Genomic DNA, 24,204 nt, shown 5'->3' on the forward strand with positions numbered 1-24,204 from the left:
TCAATGCGCGCGCTAACCCTGCACCTGAAGATCCTGATCACCGCGCTGGTGGCTCTGGGCATCGCCATCACGGCCTATCAGATTCTGGTCCTCGGCATTCCGGTGACCGAGGACGAAACCGACGATCTGTGGAACATCGATGCCAAGGTCGAGTTCGTCGCCAGCGCCAAGGACCCGGTGAAGGTGCAGATGTTCGTGCCGCCACTGAGCCGGGACTACGTGAGCCTCAACGAGAGCTTCATCTCCAACAACTACGGGGTCAGCGTCAATCGCCTGGACGGCAACCGCAAGGTGACCTGGTCGGCCCGCCGCGCCTCGGGCAACCAGACCCTGTATTACCGCCTGGTGCTGACCAAGCGCTACAGCGGTGAAAAGCCCAAGGTCAAGGGGCCCATCTTCCGCGACAGCCTGGCCGTGGAAGGCCCGGAGAAGATCGCCGCCGAGGCACTGCTGGCACCCATCCGCCAGCATTCGGCGGACGTCGAAACCTTCGTCGGCGAAACCATCAAGCGAGTCAACAACCTGGCCGACGACAACGTCAAGCTGCTGCTGGCCGGTGACACCTCGACCCTGCACAAGGCGCGGATCGTCGACCTGCTGCTGTCCATCGCCCACGTGCCGATGGAAAAGGTCCATACCGTGCGCCTGCTGGCCGATCAGGCGCAGACGCCGGAACTGTGGCTGCGCAGCTTCAACGGCAGCGACTGGCTGTACTTCAACCCCGATACCGGCGAACAGGGCCTGCCCGAGGATCGCCTGCTGTGGTGGACGGGTGACGAGAACCTGGTCAGCGTGGAGGGCGGACGCAAGGCGACCGTGACCTTCACCATGAACAACAGCGAGATGAACGCCATTCGCCTGGCCAAGCTGACCGACGAAAACACCGACGCCGACTTTCTCGAATACAGCCTCTACGGCCTGCCGCTGCAGACCCAGCAGACCTTCATGATCATGGTGATGATCCCGATCGGCGTGCTGGTCATCCTGATCCTGCGCAACCTGATCGGCATCCAGACCCTGGGCACCTTCACCCCGGTGCTGATCGCCCTGGCGTTCCGCGAAACCCAACTGGGGTTCGGCATCATCCTGTTCACCGTGATCACCGCCCTGGGGCTGTCGCTGCGCTCGTACCTGGAGCACCTGAAGTTGCAGATGCTGCCCAGGCTATCCGTGGTGCTCACCTTCGTCGTGGTGCTGATTGCCGCCATCAGCCTGTTCAGCCACAAGCTGGGCCTGGAGCGCGGGCTGTCGGTGGCGCTGTTCCCGATGGTGATCCTGACCATGACCATCGAGCGCCTGTCGATCACCTGGGAAGAACGCGGCAGCGGGCACGCCTTGAAGGTCGCCGTGGGTACGCTGTTCGCCGCGTCCCTGGCGCACATCCTGATGAGCGTTCCGGAACTGGTGTACTTCGTGTTCACCTTCCCAGCGATCCTGCTGATTCTTGTCGGTTTCATGCTTGCCATGGGCCGCTACCGGGGCTACCGCCTGACCGAACTGGTTCGTTTCAAGGCATTCCTCAAGCAGGCCGACTCCTGATGTTCGGTTTGTGGAAGACCTGGAAGGCGCTGGAAGCCCGCGGCATCATGGGCATCAATCGGCGCAACGCCGACTATGTGCTCAAGTACAACCGGCGCAGCCTCTATCCCATCGTCGATGACAAGATCATCACCAAGGAGCGCGCCATCGCCGCAGGCATTCACGTGCCTGAGATGTTCGGGGTCATTTCCACGGAAAAACAGATCGACCGACTGGACGAGATCATCGGCGGGCGCAGTGACTTCGTGGTCAAGCCCGCCCAAGGGGCTGGCGGTGACGGCATCCTGGTGGTCGCCGACCGCTTCGAGGAGCGCTTTCGCACCGTGTCGGGCAAGATCATCAGCCGCGCCGACATCGAGCACCAGATCTCCAGCATTCTCACCGGCCTGTATTCACTGGGTGGGCACCGCGATCGCGCGCTGATCGAATACCGGGTGATTCCCGACCAGATCTTCAAGAGCATCAGCTACGAAGGCGTGCCGGACATCCGCATCATCGTGCTCATGGGCTACCCGGTCATGGCCATGCTGCGCCTGCCGACCCGGCAATCGGGCGGCAAGGCCAACCTGCACCAGGGTGCCATTGGCGTGGGCGTCGACCTGGCCACCGGGGTGACCCTGCGCGGTACCTGGCTCAACAACATCATCAGCAAGCACCCCGACACCACCAACGCAGTGGACGGTGTGCAACTGCCCAACTGGGACGGTTTCATGCGTCTGGCGGCGGGCTGCTACGAGCTCTGCGGACTGGGCTACATTGGCGTCGACATGGTCCTGGACCAGGAAAAAGGCCCGCTGATCCTGGAGCTCAACGCCCGCCCCGGGCTGAACATCCAGATCGCCAACGATTGCGGCCTGACCCTGCGCACCCAGGCCGTGGAAAAACACCTGGAAGAACTGGCCGCCGAAGGCCTCGTCGAAACCGTGGAAGAACGCACGCGGTTCGTCCAGGTGCTGTTCGGCCACGTGCCTGCCGTGACGAGCTGAGACCGGACGCCACACCGCCCGCACACGAGCGGCCGGGTGCATTACAATCCCAGCCCCGCCACTGGCCACCGATCAATCATGCCGACCTGCTTGCTCCACGCCCTGCCCTACCTGGCCAATCCGGCGCCCTATTTCGCCGTGGTCCGCCACGCCCCCGGCGCGGTACTGCTCGACAGTGCGCAGCCGATTGCCCAACGCGGCCGCTTCGACCTGATCAGCGCCTGGCCTCTGCAGACGCTCAGCGTTCAACCCGATGAATCCGGCCAGCAGTATCTGCACCGTGCGCGCCAGGCATTGGCCGGATTGGGTCAGGCGCAATTGCCCGATGGCTGCGAACTACCGTTCGCCGGCGGCCTGATCGGCTACCTGAGCTACGATTTCGGCCGCCGGCTGGAGAACCTGCCACACCCCAACCACGACGATCTCGACCTGCCGCACGCCAGCCTCGGCCTGTATGGCTGGGCCCTGATCAGCGACCATCAGCGGCAGACCAGCCACCTGATGTTCCATCCCGCGCTGCAGGCCTGCGAACGGCAACGCCTGATCGAGCTGTTCGGCCAACCGGCCCGGGATCAGGCGCAGCCCTTCCGCTTGCAGTCGCCGATGACGCCGGATCAGACCCCGGAGCAGTATCGACGGGCATTCGAGACGGTGCAGGCCTACATCCAGGCGGGCGATTGCTATCAGGTCAACCTTACCCAGCGCTTTCGTGCGGCCTGCGCCGGGGATCCCTGGACCGCCTATCAGGCAGTACGCGCCGCCTGCTCCACGCCGTTTTCCGGCTATCTGCAACTGAACACCGGCGCGGCCCTGTTGAGCTTCTCCCCGGAGCGCTTCATCAAGGTCACGGCCGGCCAGGTGGAAACCCGGCCGATCAAGGGCACCCGCCCGCGCAGCCTCGACCCTGAAGAGGATGCACGCCATGGCCGCGAACTGCTGGCCAGTGCCAAGGACCGCTCGGAAAACCTGATGATCGTCGACCTGCTGCGCAACGACCTGGGCCGCACCTGCCGGATCGGCTCGGTGCGGGTGCCGCAGCTGTTCGCCCTGGAAAGCTACCCGAACGTGCATCATCTTGTCAGCGCCGTCACCGGTGAGCTGGCAGCGGACAGGGACTGCCTGGACCTGATCGCAGGCAGCTTTCCCGGTGGTTCGATCACCGGCGCACCGAAGATCCGCGCTATGCAGATCATCGACGAAGTGGAACCGACCCAGCGTGCGATCTACTGCGGCTCGTTGCTGTACCTGGATGTGCGCGGCGAAATGGACAGCTCGATCGCTATCCGTACGCTACTGATCAAGGACGACCAGGTGTGCTGCTGGGGCGGCGGCGCGATCGTGGCCGACTCCCAGTGGCAAGCCGAATACGAGGAATCGATCTTCAAGGTCAAGGTCTTGCTGGACACCCTGGCCGGGCTCTGATCCCGGCCATGCCGCTGGGTGTTTTTTGTTACCATGGCGCCATATAGAGCGCCCAGCGCCACTTTGACCAGGAAGCCGCCTGATGAGCCAGCCCTTCGATGTCGCCGAAATGGCGACGACCTACGCCAACAAGTCCCCCCAGGACATTCTCAAGCTCGCCTTCGCCCACTTCGGCGACGACCTCTGGATTTCCTTCAGCGGCGCCGAAGACGTGGTGCTGGTGGACATGGCCTGGAAACTGAACAAGAACGTCAAGGTGTTCAGCCTGGACACCGGTCGCCTGCACCCGGAAACCTACCGGTTCATCGAACAGGTGCGCGAGCACTACAAGATCACCATCGAACTGGTCTCACCGGACAATGCGTTGCTGGATCCTTTCGTCAAGGAAAAGGGCCTGTTCAGCTTCTATCGCGACGGCCACGGCGAGTGCTGCGGCATCCGCAAGATCGAACCGCTGCGGCGCAAGCTCTCGACCGTCAGCGCCTGGGCCACCGGCCAGCGGCGCGACCAGAGTCCCGGAACACGCAGCCAGGTCGCGGCAGTTGAGGTGGACGGCGCGTTCTCGACGCCTGAGCGCACGCTGTACAAGTTCAACCCCCTGGCGCAGATGAGCAGTGAAGAAGTGTGGGGTTACATCCGCATGCTGGAACTGCCCTACAACAGCCTGCACGAGCGCGGCTTCATCAGCATTGGCTGCGAGCCGTGCACACGCCCGGTCCTGCCCAACCAGCACGAGCGCGAGGGGCGCTGGTGGTGGGAGGAAGCCACGCAGAAGGAATGTGGACTGCACGCAGGGAATCTGATCACCAAGGCCTGAGCATCGCAGGCACATGGGCCTGCAATGCTCAGGCCCGTGGCGTGATCAATGCTCGGGCAGCTCGACGCCTTCGAACAGGGCTTCGAGCTCCTGCTTGTTGTGGCACTGGATGGCCTTGGCCATGACCTCGCGGGTGAGGTGCGGCGCGAATTTCTCGATGAAGTCGCACATGAAGCCGCGCAGGAAGGTGCCACGGCGGAAGCCGATACGGGTCACGCTGGATTCGAACAGATGGTCGGCGTCGAGCACCACCAGGTCATTGTCGAGCTTGGGATCGACGGCCATCTTGGCCACGATGCCCACGCCCAGCCCCAGACGCACGTAGGTTTTGATCACGTCGGCATCGGCCGCGGTGAACACCACTTTCGGCGCCAGGCCGCGGCGCGAGAACGCTTCGTCCAGCTTGGAACGGCCGGTGAAACCGAACACGTAGGTGACGATCGGGTATTCGGCGAGCGCTTCCAGGGTCAGTTTCGGCACCTTGGTCAGGGGATGCCCCTGGGGCACCGCGATGCAGCGGTTCCAGCGGTAGCACGGCATCATGATCAGGTCACCGAACGAATCCAGGCCTTCGGTGGCGATGGCGAAGTCGACGGTGCCGTCGGCAGCCATTTCGGCGATCTGCATCGGTGAGCCCTGGTGCATGTGCAAGGCCACGTCCGGGTACTGCTTGATGAAGCTGCTGATCACCGTCGGCAGGGCATAGCGCGCCTGGGTGTGGGTGGTGGCGATGGACAGCGTGCCCTTCTTCTCGTTGGAGAATTCCTGGGCGATCTGCTTGATGCTTTCCACCTTGCGCAGGATTTCACCGGCGGTGGTGATGATGCGCTCACCTGCCGGCGTGACGCGGGTCAGGTGCTTGCCGCTGCGTGCGAAGACTTCAACACCCAGTTCGTCTTCCAGCAGGCGGATCTGCTTGCTGATACCTGGCTGCGAGGTATACAGGCTTTGCGCCGTGGCGGAGACGTTGAGATCGTGGTGCGCTACCTCCCAGATGTAGCGCAGTTGTTGAAGCTTCATATGAATCCCTCACACAGGAAAACCGCCAGTCGTCGGCGAAGGGTTATAACTATATTAAAGGTCCAGGCAATAAATCTAGAACTTTTTATTAAATTTGTAGGAAAAATAACCAGCTTGTCGCCTAGCTCTTCAGGCGACTGCGTTGCTCTGTGAGGGGTACCAGATAGACCGGCGCCGGGGACAGCTGCAACACGCGGGTCGCCGTGCGGCCCAGCGAAACATCGACGGTAGCCACCTGACTGTGGCTGCCCAGCACCAGCAGGTCCACTTTCAGGCGCTGGGCCTGATCGAGAATGACCTCGGCCGGATCGCCCTGAAGCACCCGCACGGCGCGGATCAAGGCAAGGTCTGGCTCGTCGTCGCCCAGGTCACTGCGCAGGCTTTGCAGAACCCTCGTTTCAATCCCCGCCATCACGGCGCTCAAGCCGTGGTTGTGCAGGCGATCCAGGGTGGACTCGTCCAGATAGCTCTGCAGCACCGATTCGGCGATCAGGCCCATGGGCTCGACGGCATGGATCACATACAGCTGCGCATTGAAGCTGCGCGCCAGGGCGACGGCGTGCTGCATGACGAATGGGGCGTACACCCCCAGGTCAGTGGCGTACAGCATGGAGCGGATCATGCGACCTCCGAAGTGGCCAAGGCGACAGGGCACACTTGAGCGTAGCAGCGCCGTTCGCAGTGCACCGGTCGTCGGCAGAGCGATGGCACAAATGCGTTGTCGGCATGCGCTCTAACGCGCTAAGGTTCGACTCCCCCGCCGCTCATAATCATGCTGTGCCTCGCCGTGCGGGGTTCGCTGGCGGCCGGCACCCGTGACCTGACGAGTAACACGATGGCTGACCTACCGATCGACGACCTTAACGTCGCCTCCAATGAAACCCTCATCACGCCTGCCCAGCTGAAGCGGGAAATTCCGCTCAGCGCCGCTGCGCACAAGACCGTCGCCGCTGGCCGTGAAGTGGTGCGCGATATCCTCGATGGGCGCGATCATCGCCTGTTCGTGGTCATCGGCCCCTGCTCGATCCACGACATCGATGCGGCGCACGAGTATGCCCGCCGCCTGAAGGCGCTGGCCGCCGAAGTATCGGACACCCTGTACCTGGTGATGCGCGTCTACTTCGAGAAGCCGCGCACCACGGTCGGCTGGAAAGGCCTGATCAACGATCCGTACCTGGATGACTCGTTCAAGATCCAGGATGGCCTGCACATCGGTCGGCAATTGCTGCTGGACCTAGCCGAGATGGGCCTGCCTACCGCCACCGAAGCCCTTGACCCGATCTCGCCGCAGTACCTGCAGGACCTGATCAGTTGGTCGGCCATCGGCGCGCGCACCACCGAATCCCAGACCCACCGCGAAATGGCTTCGGGCCTGTCTTCGGCCGTGGGCTTCAAGAACGGTACCGATGGTGGCCTGACCGTGGCCATCAATGCCCTGCAGTCGGTGTCCAACCCTCACCGTTTCCTGGGAATCAACCAGGAAGGTGGCGTCTCCATCGTCACCACCAAGGGCAATGCCTACGGCCACGTGGTTCTGCGTGGTGGCAACGGCAAGCCCAACTATGATTCGGTCAGCGTGGCGGTGTGCGAGCAAGCGCTGGAGAAGGCCGGCATCAAGGCCAACATCATGGTCGACTGCAGCCATGCCAACTCCAACAAGGACCCGGCGCTGCAACCTCTGGTGATGGAGAACGTGGCCAACCAGATTCTGGAGGGCAACCAGTCGATCATCGGCCTGATGGTGGAAAGCCATTTGAATTGGGGAAGCCAGTCGATACCCAAGGACTTGGGCGACCTGCAATACGGGGTGTCGGTCACCGATGCGTGCATCGACTGGGCCAGCACCGAAAAGACGCTGCGCAGCATGCACGCGAAACTCAAGGATGTATTGCCAAAGCGTACGCGCTGACCGTCAGTACCGGGTCAGTCGAACCTTCGCTGCCCCGGTACCCGGGGCACAGCGTTACAGCTTTGCCGCACGACGCTGATGGCGCTCCATGTAGCGTTCGACATACGAGCAGGACGGAATCACCGTATAGCCATGGCTTTCGGCGTAGTCCAAGGCCTGCTCGGTCAACGCTGCAGCGATCCCGCGCCCGCGCAGGGCGTTGGGGACGAAGGTGCGGTAGATGTCCAGGGTCTGTTTGCCCAGGTCCATGTACGTCAGGTACGCACGGTGGCCGTCGATGTTGGTTTCGAACTGGTGACCGGCCTGGTCGTGGTGGATGGATAGCGCCTCGCTCATGGCAATTCCTCGCGGGTCTTGGATTTTGATCTCTACCTTACCGCTCTTTGTACGACTTAGAAACAGTTGTGCCGACTCGTGCTGTTTTTGTCATCAAGGCCGGGCGAAGCCTGCGCGTTCGATGTGATAAATATCGTCGTTCGGCTTACGTTTGGCTTAGTTGTCTCGCATCGTGCTAAATCAAGGGCCGCTTTCTAACCCTTCTCGATTGACCCGCAGAAGCGGACATGTAAATCCCGCCTTAGTTCATGTCTGCGACAACTAAACCGCGCACTTGCGATAACCCGCGACCCTCTTGCAACCAGCGCTAGACCGCGCTTTGCGGGTTACGTTCCGCCACCCTGGGCACCCATGGATTTTTTTTCATCTCTTGCGTTGCGTCCGTTTACTTACTACAAGTAATGAGTACTATGTACGGCGGCCAGTTTCTCATTCATGAGAAATGGCTACTTAAAAGAATGTCCTTCGAAGGGGAACACAATGAACAACGCTCTGAAATTCTCTGCACTGGCCCTGGCCGCCGTTCTGGCTACCGGTTGCAGCAGCGCATCCAAAGAAACCGAAGCTCGTCTGACCGCTACCGAAGACGCCGCTGCACGTTCGCAAGCCCGTGCCGACGAAGCCTACCGCAAGGCTGACGAAGCACTGACCGCTGCTCAGAAAGCTCAGCAGACTGCCGACGAAGCCAACGAGCGCGCCCTGCGCATGCTCGACAAGGCCAGCCGCAAGTAACAGCTTTTCGAGGCTGTAAAAAAACCGACCCATTGGGTCGGTTTTTTTATGCCTGATGAAGACCGCGCTATGGCGCGGGCGCTGTGTCAGGTGCGCTGCTGATCATCGGCGCGCCGGAAACGGCGATCTCGACCGGCAGGCCGTCTTCGGCAGCGACCACATCGCGGACCACGTCCCAGTTCATCTTGATGTCCGGGGCGAAGTCCCTGCGGTTGAGCAAGGCGTTGATCACGGCGGTGTGCCTGTCCAGGGCCACCGGGTCACCCTTGTCGGTCAATTGAGCGTGGGCCTCGAGGTACACCTTGCCACCGCTCATGCCAAACTTGTAGGACTCGTTCATGATGCGCACGCTGGTCCCCACCGGCACCATGCTCGCCAACTCCAGCACGTTGTCGTTGTACATGCGGAAACAGCCATGGCTGGTGCGCATGCCGATGCCGAACTGCTTGTTCGAGCCGTGAATCAGGTAGCCCGGCAGGCCGAGGGTGAACTTGAACGGCCCCAACGGATTGTCCGGACCGGCCGGGACGACGTTGGGCAACGGGTCGCCGTCCGCAGCGTGCTCGGCCTTGATCGAGGCCGGCGGCGTCCAGGTCGGATTGGCGGTCTTGGCGATGACCTTGGTCTGCGCAATGGGCGACCCCCACCCTTCCCGGCCTATCCCCAGTGGGTAGGTACGCACGACGTTCTCGCCCCTGGGGTAATAGTAGAGGCGATATTCGGCCAGGTTGATGACGATGCCTTCGCGCGGACCGGGAGGCAGAATGAAACGGGTCGGCAGGACGATCTGCGTGCCGGCACCCGGCAGCCAGGGATCGACACCGGGGTTGGCCGCAACCATTTCCAGGTAGCCAAGGTCGTTGGCGGTCGCGATATCGGCGAAGGTGTCTTCGTACTTGGCGGTGATGGTCTGCACCTGGCCAATGATGTCTTCACCCGGAGGCGGCAACGGGAATTCCAGCGCCATGACCGGCGCCGCAGCGAACGCGGCGGCCAGCGACAGGCAGCGAGTGAAGACGGAAAGGCTCGGCGGCATCCAGGAAATCCTTGATCGAACTGAACGGGACAATGCCGCGATTGTACGCGCAGTTGCCGGGCGCGTGTAGCCGAAGACCCTCGGCGCGCCGATCAGGGGATCGACTGCAACTCGGGCCACACCGGCCGCGTGCCTTTGCGCTGGGCGAACAGAATGGCCCGGCACAGTTTGCACAGGCGCTGATCGCGGAAGATCTGCTTGTGCACCTCCAGCCACCGCGGCTGGGCCGGCAGCAAGGTGCCGCACAGGGTGCGGTCCACCGAACCACCGAGCTCCAGCTGGCGCGCCACCAGATGCACCCGGCTTTCCTGGCAGGCGAACAGGTCCAGCTGATCGTCGGGTTCGATCAGTTGGTAGGCAAACAGGGACCAGGCGGGACGCGGCATCGGGGGCTCCAAACAGGGGGCGCCACATTAGCCGAAAGCCAGCATCCAGAAAAGCGTCAAAGCAACGGTTTGAGCGTCGGCCAGACGTTTTCCAGCAGTTTGCCCTGGGCACCGGCGGTGGGATGGACACCGTCGGCCTGCATCAATGTCGGAACGCCGCCAACCCCTTCGAGCAGGAACGGCACCAGGGCCACTTTTTTCTCGTCCGCGAGTGTTTGGTAGACCTGGGCGAATGCCTTGGTATACCGCGCGCCGTAGTTGGGCGGCAATTGCATGCCCAACAGCAGTACCTCGGCCCCGGCCTTGCGAGAGAGATCAATCATCGACGCAAGATTCTGTTGCAATTGCGCGACAGGCATCCCGCGCAGGCCATCGTTGCCGCCCAACTCCAGCAGCACCAGGTCCGGCTTGTGCGCTGCAAGCTGCGCGGGCAGCCGCGCCAAGCCATTGGCCGAGGTATCGCCGGTGATCGAGGCATTGACGACTTTGTCGTCGAAACCCTGCTGCGCCAGGCGTTTTTCGAGCAGTGCTACCCAGCCGGCGCGGGTATCCAGGCCGAAAGCCGCGCTGATACTATCGCCAACGATCAGGACGGTACCTGCCACTGCACTCTGGGCGGCCAACATCAGGCCCAGGCCAGCACTCATCAACCACATTCGCATCGGGACTCTCCATGGGCGCAAGCATTCTTACAGCGCGGAACCTTAGCAAAGTGGTCACCAGCGCGGAAGGTGAACTGACCATACTGCACGAACTCTCCCTGCAATTGGCGAAAGGCGACAGCCTGGCGATCGTCGGCGCCTCGGGTTCGGGCAAGTCCACCCTGCTCGGCCTGCTGGCCGGCCTCGACCTGCCCAGTGCGGGCAGCGTGACCCTGGCTGGCCAGGACCTCGGCACCCTCGACGAGGACCAGCGGGCTCGGGTGCGCGCCGAACACGTGGGGTTCGTGTTTCAGTCGTTCCAACTGCTGGACAGCCTCAATGCGTTGGAAAACGTGATGCTGCCGCTGGAGCTCGACGGCCGCAAGGATGCCCGGGAGCATGCGCGCAACCTCCTCGAACGGGTTGGCCTGGGCCAACGTCTGACACACTCGCCGCGCCAGCTCTCGGGCGGCGAACAACAGCGCGTGGCCATCGCCCGCGCCTTCGCTGCCGAACCCGACGTGCTGTTCGCCGACGAACCCACCGGCAACCTCGACAGCCATACCGGCGAGCGCATCAGTGACCTGCTGTTCGAACTGAACAAGGAACGCGGCACGACCTTGGTACTGGTAACCCACGACGAGCGTCTGGCGCATCGCTGCCAGCGTTTGATCCGCCTCGATGCCGGGCGCCTCGTCGCGCCTCTGGAGCCCTGATGGTCGGCTTGCCGATGTTCCGCCTGGTCGCCCTGGCCGCCCGGCAGTTGTTGCGTGACGCCCGCTCCGGCGAGCTGCGCGTACTGTTCTTTGCCCTGCTGGTGGCGGTCGCTGCCAGCACTGCGATCGGCTATTTCGGGGCGCGCCTCAATGGCGCGATGCAACTGCGCGCGACCGAGTTCCTTGGCGCCGACCTTATCCTGCAAGGCAGCAGCCCGGCCCGCCAGGAACAGATCGATGCAGGCACCCAGGCGGGGCTCGAGCATGCGCGCGTGGTCGAGTTCGCCAGCGTGATCGCCGCCGACAACGGCATCCAGTTGTCCAGCGTGAAGGCGGTCGATGAGGCGTACCCGTTGCGTGGCGAGCTCAAGAGCGCTGCGCAGCCCTATGGAGAGGAAACAGCCGGCGCAGGCCCGGCGCCCGGTGAGGCATGGGCAGAGTCACGCTTGCTGGCAGCGCTGAACCTCAAGGTTGGCGACACCCTGGATGTGGGCAGCAAGACCCTGCGCCTGGCACGCGTGCTGACCTATGAGCCGGACCGAGCCGGCAATTTCTACAGCCTGACGCCACGGGTGATGATCAACCTGCAGGACCTGGCCGCCACCAACGTGGTGCAGCCAGGCAGCCGAGTGACCTACCGCGAGCTCTGGCGTGGCACGCCCGAGCAACTGGCCAGCTATCAGCAGCGACTGGAGTCGGCGCTCGAGCCCAACCAGCGGCTGCGTGATTCCAAGGACAGCAACCAGCAGATCGGTGGCGCGCTGGGCAAGGCCGAACGCTATCTGAACATGGCCAGCCTGGTGGCGGTACTGCTGGCGGGCGTGGCGGTGGCCATGTCGGCCAGCCGCTTCGCCGCGCGACGTTTCGATGCCAGTGCCCTGCTGCGCTGCCTGGGCCTGTCACGCCGCCAAGTGATGCTGATGTTCTGCGTGCAACTGGCCCTGCTCGGTGTGCTGGCGTGCCTGAGCGGTGCGCTGATCGGCTGGTTGGCGCAACTGGTCCTGTTCCAGATGCTCCATGGCTTGTTGCCTGCCGTGGTTCCGGCCGGGGGCGTATTGCCCGCGTTGGCCGGCATCGGTACCGGGCTGGTCGCCTTGGCCGGGTTCGCCCTGCCACCGCTGGCAGCTTTGGGTGCGGTACCGCCGCTGCGCGTGCTGCGGCGCGACCTGCTGCCGGTGCCGACCAGCACCTGGCTGGTGTACGGCACTGCGCTGCTGGCGCTGGGCCTGATCATGTGGCGGTTGAGCCTGGACCTGGTCCTGACCTTCGCGCTGCTCGCCGGTGGCCTGCTGGCCGCGCTGATCCTGGGCGGCCTGTTGCTGCTGGGCCTGAAAAGCCTGCGCCGGCTGCTGGCCCGTTCCACCCTGCCCTGGCGTCTGGGGCTTGGGCAACTGCTTCGGCATCCGCTGGCTGCGGCTGGCCAGGCCCTGGCCTTCGGCCTGATTCTGCTGGCCATGACGCTGATCGCGCTGCTGCGTGGCGAGTTGCTGGACAACTGGCAGAACCAGTTGCCAAAGGATGCGCCGAACTATTTCGCCCTGAACATCCTGCCGGACGAGCGCGATGCCTTCGCCCGTCACCTGCAGGACGCCGGCGCCCGTGCGGCGCCCCTGTACCCGGTGATGCCGGGACGTCTGGTGGATATCAACGATGCGCCGGTGCAGGAACTGGTCGAGAAGGATTCCCGCGGTGAACGCGCGGTGCAACGGGACTTGAGCCTGACCTGGGCCGAACATCTGCCCAACGGCAATCGGATCACCGCCGGGCAGTGGTGGAGCGCTGCGCAGAACCAGGACCTGCCCGGCGTGTCGGTCGAGGAAGGCGTTGCGCAAAGCCTCAAGCTCAAGCTGGGCGACCGCTTGACGTTCAACATTGGCGGTTCCAATCGCGACGCTGTGGTCACCAGCCTGCGCACCGTGGACTGGAACAACTTCCAGCCCAACTTCTTCATGATCTTCCAGCCCGGCACCTTCGATGACCTGCCGACCACCTACCTGACCAGCTTCTACATCGCTCCTGGGCATGATTCACAGGTGGTCGAGCTGTCTCGCGCCTTCCCTGCGGCGACCATCCTGGGGGTCGAGGCACTGCTGGAACAGCTGCGCAGCATCCTGGCTCAGGTCACCCTGGCAGTGGAATACGTGCTGCTGTTCGTGCTTGCCGCGGGCATGGCCGTGTTGTTCTCCGGGCTGCAGGCGACACTGGACGAGCGCATTCGGCAGGGCGCACTGCTGCGAGCGCTGGGTGCCGAGCGGCGCCTGCTGGTCAAGGCACGGCGCATCGAGTTCGGTCTGCTGGGTGCCGCCAGCGGTGTGCTGGCGGCGTTGGGCAGCGAACTGATCAGCTTTGTGCTGTATCGCTATGCCTTCGACCTGGCCTGGACCCCGCACCCATGGTTGCTTTGCTTGCCGCTGATCGGCGCACTGCTGGTCGGTGGGGCGGGCGTCTTCGGCACCCGTCGAGCCCTCAATGCAAGCCCGTTGCAGGTACTCAGAGAAGGCTGATGTGCTACCCGCCGATCAGCGAAGGGTGATCAGCCCCTGCCGGGCGATGCGCACGGCATGGGCAATCACCTCACGGGCATCCTGCGCCGATGGTGCCTGGATCACGGCCAGTTCGAAGCTGTTGTCGGGCAAACCTTTCAAGGCGCTGTGCTGGTCGATGAAGCGAGCCACGAAAGCACCGGGCTTGCCACGACGGCGAGGCCAGCCATCAAGGCTGCGCAGCAGGTTCGGTTGGTGCTGGCCCACCAGCAGGATGCGCGGGTTGCGCAGGGAAGGACTCGCCGGGATCGGCGCCAAACAAACGATGGGACGGGGACAGTTCATGATGGTGTTCTCAGCCTCGACCGCTTCATGTGGGAGAGCTGGACAGCGGTGGGAGGCATCACCGAACCAGCGCTTTAGCGGTATTTCGAAGGCTCGCAAGAACCTCCAGGCGCCCCGCAAGTAGCTGTCTAAATCGGCGCATGAGGGGTAATCCTATTGAATCGGTCGGCAGGGTGTCAACCGCCTGGTGCACACCTCAGGCCGGCTTGTAGCGGATCTGATTGATATACCACAGCGCCTCGCCATCAGGGATCTGTACGACTATTTCGTCGCCTTCCTGCTTCTTCAGCAGCGCGCGGGCCATGGGTGAATCAATGGAGATATAGTCGTTGCGACCATAGATTTCGTCATAGCCGACGATACGAAAGGTCTTGGTCTCGCCTGCGTCGTTTTCGATCTCTACCCAAGCACCGAAGAACACCCGGCCTTCTTGTTCGGACGAATAATCGACGACCTTGACGTCTTCCAACCGTTTGCGCAGATAACGCACCCGACGGTCGATCTCACGCAGCAGCTTTTTGTTGTACTGGTAATCCGCGTTCTCACTGCGATCCCCCAAAGATGCAGCCCAAGCGACCTTCTGCGTGATCTCTGGCCGATAGACGCGCCACAGATGATCGAGCTCTGACCTCAGCGCCTCGTGCCCCTCACGCGTAATGATGTTCGTTGCCAATGCGGCCTCCGGCCAGACATAAAAGCGTAGCCTACAATAAACACCCTGCCCTGCCAGCAAGGCTCATGATTCAACGCGCCGACGCCAGCTTGCGCGCGCCTGGCTCCAGCGAATCGCGTTCGCGGGCGAACGCCAGGTAGTACTTGTTCACGCTGTTGACGTAGCTCACCGAGGCCATGCCCATCTGTTCCATGGCGATGCGCTCGGTCTGGAAGAACCATTGGTCGGGGTTGAGGCCACGGCGGCGGGCTTCCTTGCGCATGGCCTGCACCCGTTCAGGGCCCATGTTGTAGGCGGCCAGGGTGAAGGCCATGCGCTCACGCTCGTTGAGCTTGTTGCTGGAGAAGAATTTGCGGCGGATCATCGCCAAGTACTTGGCCCCGGCCTGGACGTTGTTGTCGACGTCCTGGATGTTGCCCACGCCTACCCGCCGGGCGGCCGAGGGGGTGATCTGCAGCAGGCCGGTGGCGCCGCCGCCCCCACGCGCCGCCGGGTCGAGCTTGGACTCCTTGAAGGCCAGCGCGGCGAGGTTGAGCCAGTCCATGTGTTGCTCGCGGGCGTGGCGCTGGAGGACCGGACGCAGTTTTTCCAGCCGCTGACGATCACTGCGGGCCAAGGGGTAGTGAACCCTGTACAGGCCACGGTAAACCTTGACGAACGCGGCGTCCTGATCGCTTGGCGCCTTGTAGGACGCCAGGAAGCGATCGACACTGGCGCCGAGCTGCGGTGCGTCGCGGCGCACGTACCAGCTTACCGAGCCGGGCGCGCTGAGGACCACGCGGCGGTCCACCCGCAGCCGTGGCATGACCTTGGCCCAGCGCTCGGCGATGGGCAATTCGACCACGGTCAGCGGGTAGATCCCGGCTTGGACCATCTCCAGCACGTCTTCAACGGCCAGGCTGGGGTCGACCCATTCGATGTCGATAGGCGCCAGTTTGCGCAAGGCCAGCTTCTGATTCAGGCGTTCGATGGCGGCGCCCGCAGCGCTGCCATTGGGCAAGGCGAGGGTTTTGCCTGCCAGTTGCTCGACCCGCACCGGGCGCCGCCCGCCTTTGCCGCTGACCAGCACGAATGGCACGTTGGCGATCACGGCATCGCTGGCCGCGACCTTGCTGGCGGGATGCAACTCCATCAGTTCGCCCGGCGCGACCAGATCGCCTTCGCCACGCTGCAGGGCGCCGAGCAGTTGTTCCTTGGCTCGCGGAATGATCTTGAGTTGCAACGCCTGACCTTTACCGGCGTGGGCATTGAGGAAGCTCTGGAAGGCCTGCAGGCGATGGTATTCGACGCCGATGGCCTGGCCGCGGACCTGGCCGGAGCTGTTGCGGCTCTGATTGACCAGCACGCGCAACACGCGGCTCGACTGGATCTGGGCCAGGTCGCGGACCTTGGCCGGGTGTGCCGCCAACGGGGGACCCGCCGGACGAGCGGCGGCTGCCGAGGGCAGTCCGAGGACCAGACACAGCATGACAATCAGTGATCTTGCGCCCATGGTTCCCCGGCAAATGTCTCGAGCAGCCCTCAAAGACCGCCATAACCTTTTGAAGTTCTTGGTTTTCTTGCCCATCACCAAGCTCTGGTATGCTTTTCGCCTCCTGCTTTGAGGTAGCACCATGCAACTCATCGATATTGGCGTCAACCTTACCCATGACAGCTTCGCGCAAAAGCACGAGGCCATTCTGCAGAGGGCCTACGCCGCTGGCGTCTGTCAGTTGGTGCTCACCGGCACGAGTGTCGAGGGCAGCGAACAGGCCTTGCAGCTGTGTCAGCAGTGGGACGAAGCCGGTGAGCGCTTGTTCGCCACCGCCGGCATCCACCCGCACAGCGCCAGCGAGTGGAACGGCGACAGTGCCACGCGTTTGCGTGATCTGCTGAGCCAGCCACAGGTCAAGGCAGTGGGCGAATGCGGTCTGGATTTCAACCGCGACTTCTCGCCGCGACCACAGCAGGAGAAAGTGTTGCAGGAGCACCTGGCGCTGGCTGTCGAGCTGCAGCTGCCGGTGTTTCTCCACGAACGCGATGCGCCTCAGCGCTTGCTGGACATCCTCAAGGGTTACCGCGATCACCTGCCGGCAGCCGTGGTGCACTGCTTCACCGGCGAGCGCAAGGCCTTGTTCGATTACCTGGATCTGGACCTGCACATCGGTATCACCGGCTGGATCTGCGATGAGCGTCGCGGCACTCACCTGCACCCGCTGGTGGGCAGCATTCCCGCCTCGCGGCTGATGCTGGAGAGCGATGCACCGTATCTCTTGCCGCGCACTTTGCGGCCCAAACCCAAGAGTGGCCGCAACGAACCGGCCTTTCTCACCGAGGTTTTGCGCGAGGTGGCAATGCATCGGAATGAAAGCCTGGCCGATCTGGCGTCGAGTACGACCGCGTGCGCCCGAGCATTTTTTCGCCTGCCCCAGATCAGCTCGGGCGCGCCCGCTCTCTATGACGCTGATAGCGAAGCTTGATTCGCGGCCGATGCGAGCGGTGACTATTATCGTTCTCAACCGATTCGGATCTGGATCTGGCTTGAACAATCGGCGGTTGGCTGGACTCTACAGCTCATGCTACCCGCCTTGCTGAACCCAGGTCCTGTTGCACCATGCCTATGGAGCATTGAGCCATGAACGATATGAACGCCCTGAACATCGTCAACGACCCGAACAACGGCATCCGCGTCTCGCGAGCCATCGCCCTGCCGTTGCTGGCCCTGTCTGCCCTGATGCTGGTCGATGCGGCTGCCTGCTCCAGCATCGCCGAAGCTGCCATCGGCGTGATCGGCCTGGTTGCCGCCTTCGCGCTGGGTCGCCCGCAGCATGCGCTCAGCCAAACACCGTCACCGTCTGCCGGCTGATCGCCAACAGTTCGCCTTGCGGGTTCCACATGGCTGCGGACGTGTGGCCGTACCCGTCCCGGGCATGTTCGATCACAGCCTGGTAGCGGCACCAGTCCAGGCTTCCCATGGCGGGCATGGGCTGGATGAATTCGATGGTCCAGGTCAGACTGCTGCCGGGCGCTGGTTTGCTCAGATAAGGCAGCAGTGCGGGTGGCCAGGCGTCTCCCAGCACCAAGAGCAGTGCTTCGGTGATGGGTTCGTCGACCTCATGTTCGCGTAACTGCATCCATCCGCCGATCCCGGCGACCGGTGTATTGCTGAACGGCAGCGCACCAATGCCCCATCGCATGTCCAAGTGTCGAATGTACTCCGGGGTAACGCCCGGCAGATACGGCAGCGGCGTCGACTCGGCCAAGGGTTTCATGGGCGCCACCGGCATTGCGCTGATGTCGATTGCCGATTGCCGCGCCAGGCCGAAACTGGCCTGGACCACGGTCATGGTGCGGCCGTGCTGAACTGCACGGGCCAGCACCGAGGTGACGGCACTGCCCTCGCGCAGTATTTCCACCCGCAGATCGATGGGCACTTCCAATTCGGCGGGGCCCACGAACGTGATCGCCATCGAACGGACCGGGCGGTCGGGAATGTGCGCCGCCATGGCTTCGTGCAGCAAAGCAGCCATGAGCCCGCCGTAACAGGCACGGCCCTGGCTCCATTCGTGAGGTACGGTGACACTGTGGGGTGGACGTCGTGCGCTTGCTAGCAGGTCGCGAAGGTTCATGGGCCGGCCTTGAAGGTGAGGGTCGATGGGCTAAATGGTAGCCAGCTCGGCGCCCGACCGCAGGTTTCATATCGGCCAATTTACAGTTCTCTCAGCTTTCGTGGCGATACGCCGCTAGCGGGGCCCTGGGCCAGGCGCGTTCGCCAGTTTTCGGCGCAAGATCGTCAACGCAGCACGCAATTGCTCGCGGGAAACCGGTCGACCGGCGTAGTGCTGGGCCATGAAGGCATAGGCGAAGGCCAGGATGGCTTCGCTCTGCCTGGGCAAACGAGCCGCTGCGCGCTCGGCGAATGCCATGGCCCCCTCACCGGTATGCCGCACGAGGCCACGCCGACGCAACAGACGCTCGAAGGCGAGGAATTCCTTGAGCTGGGGATCGGCCCGACGCTGCCACGGTTTGAGCAGCCAGACACTGGCCAGCACCATGAACAACAATCCACCGACCGGCAGCGCCCAGCGTTGCAGACCCTGGAACCAGCGCGCGAGAAATTCGATCTGGCGCTCGCCCTGGTACTCCAACACCCAGCGCTGCCAGCCGTAGTTGAGATTGTCCCACTGCAGGCGCAGGTCGTTGAGCCACGTCAGATGCGGGTAGCGCAAGGGCGAGAACGGTGAGCCGGCGAGAAATTCCTCATCTGCCGAGAGCGCCTGCTGCAAGCCCTGTTCGACCCGCGCGGGTGCCACTGCGGCAGTGGGATCGGCCCGTTGCCAGCCGATGCCTGACTGCCAGTACTCGACCCAGGCATGGGCTTCGTATTGACGCACGGTCAGGTAGTTGCCTGCCGGGTTGACCTCGCCGCCCTGATAGCCGGCCACCACCCGCGCGGGCACCCCGGCCACGCGCAGCGCGTAGACCATGGCGCCGGCGTAGTGGGCGCAGAAGCCCCGGCGGCTGTCGAAGAGGAATTCGTCGATGCTGTCGCGGCCCAGCACCGGAGGGTTGAGCGTGTAGTGGAAGGGCAGCTCGCGAAACTGTCGGAGCATTTCGTTGACCAGTGCCGGTGCCGTGCTGAAACGGGCGTGCAGGTCTTGCGCCCACTGGCGCGTGCGCGGGTCGCCCTGCGCCGGCAATTGCAGCGCCGTGCGCAATGCGGGAGGTGCCAGCTGGGGTTCGCGGATCACCTGCGGCCAGGAAGTGACCGCGTACATCAACGGCTGGTCGACCGGGCGACGACGCTGCAGGCGTCCGTCGCTGAGCTGGCGCACGCCGGGCAAAGCGGTGCGCGCGACGTCCAGGGCGAACAGCCAGGGCTTGCCGCTGGACTGCTGAATGATTTGATAGGTCAACGAAGGCCCGGTCGGTTGCCACTGTGCTGCCAATTGGGTCTGGATCCAGGGGGACTGGCTCCAAGTGCGGCCGTCGTACACATCCAGGCTCAACGCGCGCCAATACAGGTCGCGCTTGGGCGGTATGGCGCCATCGAAGCTGGCACGAAAGGCCACTTCTCCGGATTGACTGAGGCTGGCCACGTCGGCCGCGCTCATGCTTTCCGACAAGCCGGTCACGCCCTGCCCCGGCGCGGGCAGCGGCAGCGACCAGAGCGGTTCCAGGCGCGGAAAGAACACGAACAGCAGCAGCATCAGCGGCAACGCCTGCAACATCAGGCTACCGGCCAGTTTCAGCGTGGCCATCGGGCGTGCGATGAGTGAGGTCTGCTGCAATCCGATCAAGGCGGCGAGCAAAGCCAGCAGTGGCAGGACGCTGTACAGCGCCCAGCCCAGGCTGGCATCGAACAGGTAGGCCACCGCCAGGCAGAACAGGCCGAGAAAGATCAACACGCGGGCATCGCGGGCGGTTTGCATCTCCAGAAGCTTGAGCAGGAACGCGGCCACCAGCAGCGCGGCGGTGGCCTCCAGGCCCACCCAGGTGCCGCTGGGCAGATACACCCCGGCGGCCACCGCAAGCATCAGCGCGACCTTGATCAGCCGTCCCGGATAGCGCGCACGCATGCGAAACACCTGCACGCGCCACAGCGTGCAGCCCAACCACAACCCCAGCAGCCACAACGGCACGTGCCACCACAGCGGCACCAGTACCAGCGACTGCGCCAGGAGCAGCCAGGTCAGGCTGACGCGCGGAATCGCGGCGGGCGTGCTCATGGCTGTTCTCCGAAAAGTGCCAAGGCACGCAGACAGGCTTCGCGGTGTGCGTCGCCGCTGTCGGTGTCCAGCCGATTGCCGGGCAACTGCAGGGCGAAAGGCCGCTGCTCGCGGGACAGGGCCAATACCCAATAGCACAGGCGCGAGAGGCGCTGTTCGACATCGCCGCCAAGCGCGACGAAGTCCAGGCACAGTTCCTGGCCGCGCAGGTCGGCGAAGTCCTTGACCAGCAGCCCTTCGCCGCGTGAATAGGCCTTCCAATGCATGCGCCGCCACGAATCGCCCGGCTGGTATTGCTTGAGGCCCTGAAAATCGTCCACGCCTTGGCCGTGCAGGCGTTGCGCCTGGTCTTCGATATCCGCCGACTCGCTGTGCAAGGTCGGCACTTCGCCCTGCAACGGTTGCGGATAGACCAGCACTCGCTGGCCCAGGTCGACCCAGGTCCAGGCAGTGAGCACGCCGAGGGGAAAGCTGGTCTCCACGCGCATGCGCGGTGCTGGAAGCCAGCCGCGGCGCTCGGTCGGCAAGCTCAGTTCCAGCGCCTGCACGTGATCGGGGGCGACATCGCTGCGTTGCAGTTGCTGCGCGTTCCAACCCACGCCGATGGCCTGGTGCTCCTTGCCGCCGCTTTCCAGACGCAGGCCGAAGCGCGCTTGCTCGCCGACGAACACCGAGCTGGCGCCGTTGCCGCTGACCAACAGGCCGCTGAGGTTGCGGTAGGTGTGCAGAATCGCGACGACGAACACAGAGCCCAGCAGGAATACCAAGGCATAGGCCAGGCTGTTCTGGTAGTTGATGGCGGCGAGGAAGATCAACAGCAGCACGACGATGAAACCGGTACCGCTGCGGCTGGGAACGATGAAGATTCTGCGCTGGTCCAGCTCGATGCGCGGCGCCGCCGGCAAGCGGCGCGCCTGCCAGCGCCGCCAGCGCTCGCCGAGCAGTCGCCTCACAGCGCAGGCACCTCCCGCAGCAGCCACTGCACCAGCGCGCCGCCGCCCTGACCGGTAGGGTCGGCTCGTTCGCGCAGGCGGTGGCTGACGACTGAGGGCAGTACCGCTTGCACGTCTTCGGGAATCACGTAGTCGCGATCGAGCAGCAAGGCCCACGCCTTGGCAGCGGCAAGCAGCGCCAGGCTACCCCGTGGCGACAATCCATAGGCGAACTGCGGCTGGGTGCGGGTGGCTTCCACCAGGCGCAGTACGTAATCCACCAACGCGTCGCTGGCCCGCACTGCACGGGCCTGGGCTTGCAACGCGGACAGCTGCGCGTGGTCGAGTACGGCGCTCATGCGCGGCAGCAGATCGCGTCGCGACTCGCCCATCAGCAAGGCCTTTTCGGCGGCCTTGGCCGGGTAGCCGAGTGACAGGCGCATGAGAAAACGGTCCAGTTGCGACTCGGGCAGCGCGAAGGTACCGCCCTGGGTAGTGGGGTTCTGCGTGGCGATCACGAAAAACGGTTGGGGCAATGGACGGGTGGCGCCCTCGATGGTGACCTGGCCCTCCTCCATGGCTTCGAGCAGGGCACTCTGGCTCTTGGGCGTTGCGCGGTTGATTTCGTCCGCCAGCACCAGTTCGGCGAAGATCGGTCCGGGGTGGAATACGAAACGACCGCTGTCCTTGTCGAACACCGACGTGCCGAGGATATCGCTGGGCAGCAGGTCGGAGGTGAACTGGATACGTTGGAAGCTCAGGCCCAGCACCTTGGCCAGGGTATGACTCAAGGTGGTCTTGCCCATGCCGGGCAAGTCCTCGATGAGCAGGTGGCCATCGGCGATCAGGCAGGTCAACGCCAGGCGAACCTGGGTTTCCTTGCCCAGCAGGACTTCATTGACGGCTTGCAGGCATTCATCCAATCGGCTGCGCATGGCAGACACTCCTTGTCGATACTACGTCTGCTGGCCGTCTGCCGGCCCGCTGTCAGGCGGCTCTGGGCGACCGAAGTGCTTCAGCGTCCGGCACGCGACTCGCGGATATAGAACCGCGCTTTTTCGGCCTTGTTGGTGCAGCCCTCGAAGGCTTCGAACTGCTGCTGGGTCTTGGCCCCGGTGAGCAGCGAAAGCGCCTTGGAATAGCTCACGGTGCCGGCCAGGCCTTCGGCCTTGGCCAGGTCGAGCTCGTGCCAGGCACCATCGAGCTGCGTGGCGCAGCTGTCGCGGTAGGCGGTCTTGCCGGCACAACCGCTCAAGGCCAGTGCCACCAGCGGCACACAGATCCAGGCTTTCATCGATGACACCTCGGGAAAAACGTCAGGGTAATGCTGGGTCAGACGATGTGCCATCTAAAAAGTGCCGTTGTGTGGGTCCGTAGTGTGGCCTCCAGTGATGCGCGCTCATGTGGGAGCGGGTTCCTGTGGGAGCGGGTTCTACCCGCGAAGGCGTCGGCACTGGCACCGCTGGATTCGAGTGTAAATCCGGGATTGATGGTGTGGGGGCTGGCGTCTTCGCGGGTAGAACCCGCTCCCACAGGGGGACGGGGTGGGTGCTGCCGGATTGGTGGTGTGGGAGCTGGCGTCTTCGCGGGTTGAACCCGCCCCCACAGGGGGACGGCGTGGGTGCCGCGGGATTGGTGGTGTGGGGGCTGGCGTCTTCGCGGGTAGAACCCGCTCCCACAGGGGGGCGGCTTGCGTGCTGCGGGATTGGTGGTGTGGGGGCTGGCGTCTTCGCGGGTAGAACCCGCTCCCACAGGGATAGCGACCACAGGGGATAGCGACCACAGGGGGATAGGTGTGGGCTGGGGAGCGGCGCGTCAGTCGGGGCTTGCCAGGCGGTAGCCGACACCGGGTTCGGTGATGAGGAAGCGCGGGGCGGCGGGGTCGTCGCCGAGTTTGTGGCGCAGGTGGCCGACGACGATGCGCAGGTAGTGACTGTCGTCGAGGTGAGTCGGGCCCCAGATGTCCTTGAGCAATTGCTGCTGGGTGATGACTCGCCCCGGGTAGCGCGCCAGCTGTGCGAGCACGGCGTACTCCTTGCGGGTCAGCGCCACCTCGGCGCCGCCGAGGGTGACCCGGCGCGATGCCAGGTCGACCTGCAGCGGGCCCAGTTGCAAGGCCGCTTCGTGGACCGGGCTGCCGCTGGCCTGGCGCAACAGCGCACGCACCCTGGCGAGGAATTCCTGGATGCCGAAGGGCTTGGTCACGTAGTCGTTGGCGCCGCTGTCCAGGGCCTGGACCTTCTGTGCCTCGCTGGCGCGCACCGAGAGCACCAGCACCGGCACCGCGCTCCACTGGCGCAACTGCTCCAGCACCTGCTGGCCGTCCATGTCCGGCAGGCCCAGGTCCAGCACGATCAGGTCCGGACGCAGCAGCGCGGCCTGGCTCAGGCCCTCGGCGCCGGTGCCCGCTTCGATCACCTTGTAGCCCTGGGAGGCCAGGCTGATGCGCAGGAATTTGCGGATCTGCGGTTCGTCGTCGATGACCAGCAAGGTGCTGGCCAGAGGAGAATGGGTAAGGCTCAT

At 63.9% G+C, this 24,204-nt stretch carries 25 protein-coding genes; 10 read left to right on the forward strand and 15 right to left on the reverse strand.

Translation table 11 applies throughout. The features are described from left to right. Positions 1-3: 3 nt before the first annotated feature. The 4 genes from rloB (at position 4) to BLV18_RS13955 (ending at position 4,764) form a co-directional block, all read left to right on the forward strand. Positions 4-1,539 carry an osmotic stress tolerance membrane protein RloB gene (rloB, locus tag BLV18_RS13940; RefSeq protein WP_049858890.1) on the forward strand — a complete coding sequence of 512 codons (1,536 nt, stop codon included), beginning with the start codon at positions 4-6 and terminating at the stop codon, positions 1,537-1,539. Then, positions 1,539-2,525 carry an alpha-L-glutamate ligase-like protein gene (locus BLV18_RS13945; protein WP_090359326.1) on the forward strand — a complete coding sequence of 329 codons (987 nt, stop codon included), beginning with the start codon at positions 1,539-1,541 and terminating at the stop codon, positions 2,523-2,525. The genes rloB and BLV18_RS13945 overlap by 1 nt, the downstream gene beginning before the upstream one ends. Before the next feature lie 78 nt (positions 2,526-2,603). After that, on the forward strand, positions 2,604-3,947 hold the full coding sequence (pabB, locus tag BLV18_RS13950) for an aminodeoxychorismate synthase component I (protein WP_090359328.1): 1,344 nt from the start codon (positions 2,604-2,606) through the stop codon (positions 3,945-3,947). Positions 3,948-4,029: 82 nt separating this feature from the next. Continuing rightward, a complete protein-coding gene (locus BLV18_RS13955) occupies positions 4,030-4,764 on the forward strand; it encodes a phosphoadenylyl-sulfate reductase (protein ID WP_056843608.1) in 735 nt (244 codons plus the stop codon). A gap of 45 nt (positions 4,765-4,809) precedes the next feature. On the opposite strand, the gene cysB is transcribed toward BLV18_RS13955, so the two are convergent. After that, complete coding sequence (gene cysB / locus BLV18_RS13960; protein ID WP_049858894.1) at positions 4,810-5,784, reverse strand: HTH-type transcriptional regulator CysB; 975 nt, start codon at positions 5,782-5,784, stop codon at positions 4,810-4,812. Between the two features lie 121 nt (positions 5,785-5,905). Next, the gene (locus BLV18_RS13965) at positions 5,906-6,406 is read right to left on the reverse strand and encodes a universal stress protein (protein ID WP_090359330.1); all 501 of its coding nucleotides are present in this window, start codon (positions 6,404-6,406) and stop codon (positions 5,906-5,908) included. 213 nt (positions 6,407-6,619) lie between these two features. On the opposite strand from BLV18_RS13965, the gene BLV18_RS13970 reads away from it, so the two are divergent. Continuing rightward, positions 6,620-7,693: a 3-deoxy-7-phosphoheptulonate synthase gene (locus tag BLV18_RS13970; protein ID WP_049858978.1), complete on the forward strand. Its 1,074-nt coding sequence runs from the start codon at positions 6,620-6,622 to the stop codon at positions 7,691-7,693. Positions 7,694-7,747: 54 nt separating this feature from the next. Here BLV18_RS13970 and BLV18_RS13975 read toward each other — a convergent pair whose 3' ends face one another. After that, on the reverse strand, positions 7,748-8,029 hold the full coding sequence (locus tag BLV18_RS13975; RefSeq protein ID WP_049858896.1) for a GNAT family N-acetyltransferase: 282 nt from the start codon (positions 8,027-8,029) through the stop codon (positions 7,748-7,750). Between the two features lie 480 nt (positions 8,030-8,509). On the opposite strand from BLV18_RS13975, the gene BLV18_RS13980 reads away from it, so the two are divergent. Continuing rightward, positions 8,510-8,761: an Lpp/OprI family alanine-zipper lipoprotein gene (locus tag BLV18_RS13980; RefSeq protein ID WP_043185736.1), complete on the forward strand. Its 252-nt coding sequence runs from the start codon at positions 8,510-8,512 to the stop codon at positions 8,759-8,761. A gap of 67 nt (positions 8,762-8,828) precedes the next feature. On the opposite strand, the gene BLV18_RS13985 is transcribed toward BLV18_RS13980, so the two are convergent. The 3 genes from BLV18_RS13985 to BLV18_RS13995 all read right to left on the reverse strand — a co-directional run bounded on the left by BLV18_RS13985 (position 8,829) and on the right by BLV18_RS13995 (position 10,845). Beyond that, positions 8,829-9,797: a L,D-transpeptidase family protein gene (locus tag BLV18_RS13985; protein WP_090359333.1), complete on the reverse strand. Its 969-nt coding sequence runs from the start codon at positions 9,795-9,797 to the stop codon at positions 8,829-8,831. Positions 9,798-9,889: 92 nt separating this feature from the next. Then, the gene (locus tag BLV18_RS13990) at positions 9,890-10,183 is read right to left on the reverse strand and encodes a hypothetical protein (protein WP_049858898.1); all 294 of its coding nucleotides are present in this window, start codon (positions 10,181-10,183) and stop codon (positions 9,890-9,892) included. A gap of 56 nt (positions 10,184-10,239) precedes the next feature. Further along, on the reverse strand, positions 10,240-10,845 hold the full coding sequence (locus tag BLV18_RS13995) for an arylesterase (protein ID WP_090359336.1): 606 nt from the start codon (positions 10,843-10,845) through the stop codon (positions 10,240-10,242). Between the two features lie 11 nt (positions 10,846-10,856). Between BLV18_RS13995 and BLV18_RS14000 the strand changes: the two genes are divergently transcribed. Beyond that, positions 10,857-11,540: an ABC transporter ATP-binding protein gene (locus BLV18_RS14000; RefSeq protein ID WP_049858900.1), complete on the forward strand. Its 684-nt coding sequence runs from the start codon at positions 10,857-10,859 to the stop codon at positions 11,538-11,540. After that, a complete protein-coding gene (locus BLV18_RS14005) occupies positions 11,540-14,044 on the forward strand; it encodes an ABC transporter permease (protein ID WP_090359338.1) in 2,505 nt (834 codons plus the stop codon). Before BLV18_RS14000 ends, BLV18_RS14005 begins: the two co-directional genes overlap by 1 nt. A gap of 15 nt (positions 14,045-14,059) precedes the next feature. Here the strand turns inward: BLV18_RS14005 and BLV18_RS14010 are convergent, their stop codons facing one another. The 3 genes from BLV18_RS14010 to BLV18_RS14020 form a co-directional block, all read right to left on the reverse strand. Then, a complete protein-coding gene (locus BLV18_RS14010) occupies positions 14,060-14,368 on the reverse strand; it encodes a hypothetical protein (protein WP_090359340.1) in 309 nt (102 codons plus the stop codon). A 196-nt stretch (positions 14,369-14,564) separates the two neighbouring features. Then, positions 14,565-15,041 carry a transcription elongation factor GreB gene (gene greB, locus BLV18_RS14015; RefSeq protein ID WP_090359343.1) on the reverse strand — a complete coding sequence of 159 codons (477 nt, stop codon included), beginning with the start codon at positions 15,039-15,041 and terminating at the stop codon, positions 14,565-14,567. A gap of 70 nt (positions 15,042-15,111) precedes the next feature. Then, a complete protein-coding gene (locus BLV18_RS14020; protein ID WP_090359345.1) occupies positions 15,112-16,533 on the reverse strand; it encodes an MltF family protein in 1,422 nt (473 codons plus the stop codon). Between the two features lie 121 nt (positions 16,534-16,654). Here BLV18_RS14020 and BLV18_RS14025 point away from each other — a divergent pair, with 121 nt between their 5' ends. Both BLV18_RS14025 and BLV18_RS14030 read left to right on the forward strand, forming a co-directional pair. Next, on the forward strand, positions 16,655-17,500 hold the full coding sequence (locus tag BLV18_RS14025; RefSeq protein ID WP_090359347.1) for a TatD family hydrolase: 846 nt from the start codon (positions 16,655-16,657) through the stop codon (positions 17,498-17,500). 155 nt (positions 17,501-17,655) lie between these two features. Next, entirely contained in the window at positions 17,656-17,886 is a 231-nt protein-coding gene (locus BLV18_RS14030) for a hypothetical protein (RefSeq protein WP_049858907.1), read from the forward strand. Here the strand turns inward: BLV18_RS14030 and BLV18_RS14035 are convergent. From BLV18_RS14035 to BLV18_RS14060, 6 genes are all read right to left on the reverse strand, one after another. Continuing rightward, a complete protein-coding gene (locus BLV18_RS14035) occupies positions 17,855-18,649 on the reverse strand; it encodes an acyl-CoA thioesterase (RefSeq protein ID WP_090359348.1) in 795 nt (264 codons plus the stop codon). The genes BLV18_RS14030 and BLV18_RS14035 overlap by 32 nt on opposite strands. Before the next feature lie 114 nt (positions 18,650-18,763). Continuing rightward, positions 18,764-20,749, reverse strand: a complete 1,986-nt coding sequence (locus BLV18_RS14040) for a transglutaminase TgpA family protein (protein WP_090359350.1) — start codon at positions 20,747-20,749, stop codon at positions 18,764-18,766. Further along, a complete protein-coding gene (locus tag BLV18_RS14045; protein WP_375143188.1) occupies positions 20,746-21,729 on the reverse strand; it encodes a DUF58 domain-containing protein in 984 nt (327 codons plus the stop codon). The genes BLV18_RS14040 and BLV18_RS14045 overlap by 4 nt, the downstream gene beginning before the upstream one ends. Then, entirely contained in the window at positions 21,699-22,616 is a 918-nt protein-coding gene (locus BLV18_RS14050; RefSeq protein WP_049858911.1) for an AAA family ATPase, read from the reverse strand. The genes BLV18_RS14045 and BLV18_RS14050 overlap by 31 nt, the downstream gene beginning before the upstream one ends. Positions 22,617-22,696: 80 nt before the next feature. Further along, complete coding sequence (locus BLV18_RS14055; protein ID WP_043193238.1) at positions 22,697-22,975, reverse strand: hypothetical protein; 279 nt, start codon at positions 22,973-22,975, stop codon at positions 22,697-22,699. Positions 22,976-23,496: 521 nt separating this feature from the next. After that, positions 23,497-24,204: a response regulator gene (locus BLV18_RS14060; RefSeq protein WP_090359354.1), complete on the reverse strand. Its 708-nt coding sequence runs from the start codon at positions 24,202-24,204 to the stop codon at positions 23,497-23,499.

The organism is Pseudomonas coleopterorum (genome assembly GCF_900105555.1).
GTDB lineage: Bacteria > Pseudomonadota > Gammaproteobacteria > Pseudomonadales > Pseudomonadaceae > Aquipseudomonas > Aquipseudomonas coleopterorum.

Coding starts and splice junctions, on each gene's coding strand:
- rloB (WP_049858890.1), top strand. CDS start 4: ATGCGCGCGCTAACCCTGCACCTGAAGATCCTGATCACCGCGCTGGTG.
- BLV18_RS13945 (WP_090359326.1), top strand. CDS start 1,539: ATGTTCGGTTTGTGGAAGACCTGGAAGGCGCTGGAAGCCCGCGGCATC.
- pabB (WP_090359328.1), top strand. CDS start 2,604: ATGCCGACCTGCTTGCTCCACGCCCTGCCCTACCTGGCCAATCCGGCG.
- BLV18_RS13955 (WP_056843608.1), top strand. CDS start 4,030: ATGAGCCAGCCCTTCGATGTCGCCGAAATGGCGACGACCTACGCCAAC.
- cysB (WP_049858894.1), bottom strand. CDS start 5,784: ATGAAGCTTCAACAACTGCGCTACATCTGGGAGGTAGCGCACCACGAT.
- BLV18_RS13965 (WP_090359330.1), bottom strand. CDS start 6,406: ATGATCCGCTCCATGCTGTACGCCACTGACCTGGGGGTGTACGCCCCA.
- BLV18_RS13970 (WP_049858978.1), top strand. CDS start 6,620: ATGGCTGACCTACCGATCGACGACCTTAACGTCGCCTCCAATGAAACC.
- BLV18_RS13975 (WP_049858896.1), bottom strand. CDS start 8,029: ATGAGCGAGGCGCTATCCATCCACCACGACCAGGCCGGTCACCAGTTC.
- BLV18_RS13980 (WP_043185736.1), top strand. CDS start 8,510: ATGAACAACGCTCTGAAATTCTCTGCACTGGCCCTGGCCGCCGTTCTG.
- BLV18_RS13985 (WP_090359333.1), bottom strand. CDS start 9,797: ATGCCGCCGAGCCTTTCCGTCTTCACTCGCTGCCTGTCGCTGGCCGCC.
- BLV18_RS13990 (WP_049858898.1), bottom strand. CDS start 10,183: ATGCCGCGTCCCGCCTGGTCCCTGTTTGCCTACCAACTGATCGAACCC.
- BLV18_RS13995 (WP_090359336.1), bottom strand. CDS start 10,845: ATGCGAATGTGGTTGATGAGTGCTGGCCTGGGCCTGATGTTGGCCGCC.
- BLV18_RS14000 (WP_049858900.1), top strand. CDS start 10,857: ATGGGCGCAAGCATTCTTACAGCGCGGAACCTTAGCAAAGTGGTCACC.
- BLV18_RS14005 (WP_090359338.1), top strand. CDS start 11,540: ATGGTCGGCTTGCCGATGTTCCGCCTGGTCGCCCTGGCCGCCCGGCAG.
- BLV18_RS14010 (WP_090359340.1), bottom strand. CDS start 14,368: ATGAACTGTCCCCGTCCCATCGTTTGTTTGGCGCCGATCCCGGCGAGT.
- BLV18_RS14020 (WP_090359345.1), bottom strand. CDS start 16,533: ATGGGCGCAAGATCACTGATTGTCATGCTGTGTCTGGTCCTCGGACTG.
- BLV18_RS14025 (WP_090359347.1), top strand. CDS start 16,655: ATGCAACTCATCGATATTGGCGTCAACCTTACCCATGACAGCTTCGCG.
- BLV18_RS14030 (WP_049858907.1), top strand. CDS start 17,656: ATGAACGATATGAACGCCCTGAACATCGTCAACGACCCGAACAACGGC.
- BLV18_RS14035 (WP_090359348.1), bottom strand. CDS start 18,649: ATGAACCTTCGCGACCTGCTAGCAAGCGCACGACGTCCACCCCACAGT.
- BLV18_RS14040 (WP_090359350.1), bottom strand. CDS start 20,749: ATGAGCACGCCCGCCGCGATTCCGCGCGTCAGCCTGACCTGGCTGCTC.
- BLV18_RS14050 (WP_049858911.1), bottom strand. CDS start 22,616: ATGCGCAGCCGATTGGATGAATGCCTGCAAGCCGTCAATGAAGTCCTG.
- BLV18_RS14055 (WP_043193238.1), bottom strand. CDS start 22,975: ATGAAAGCCTGGATCTGTGTGCCGCTGGTGGCACTGGCCTTGAGCGGT.
- BLV18_RS14060 (WP_090359354.1), bottom strand. CDS start 24,204: ATGAGCCTTACCCATTCTCCTCTGGCCAGCACCTTGCTGGTCATCGAC.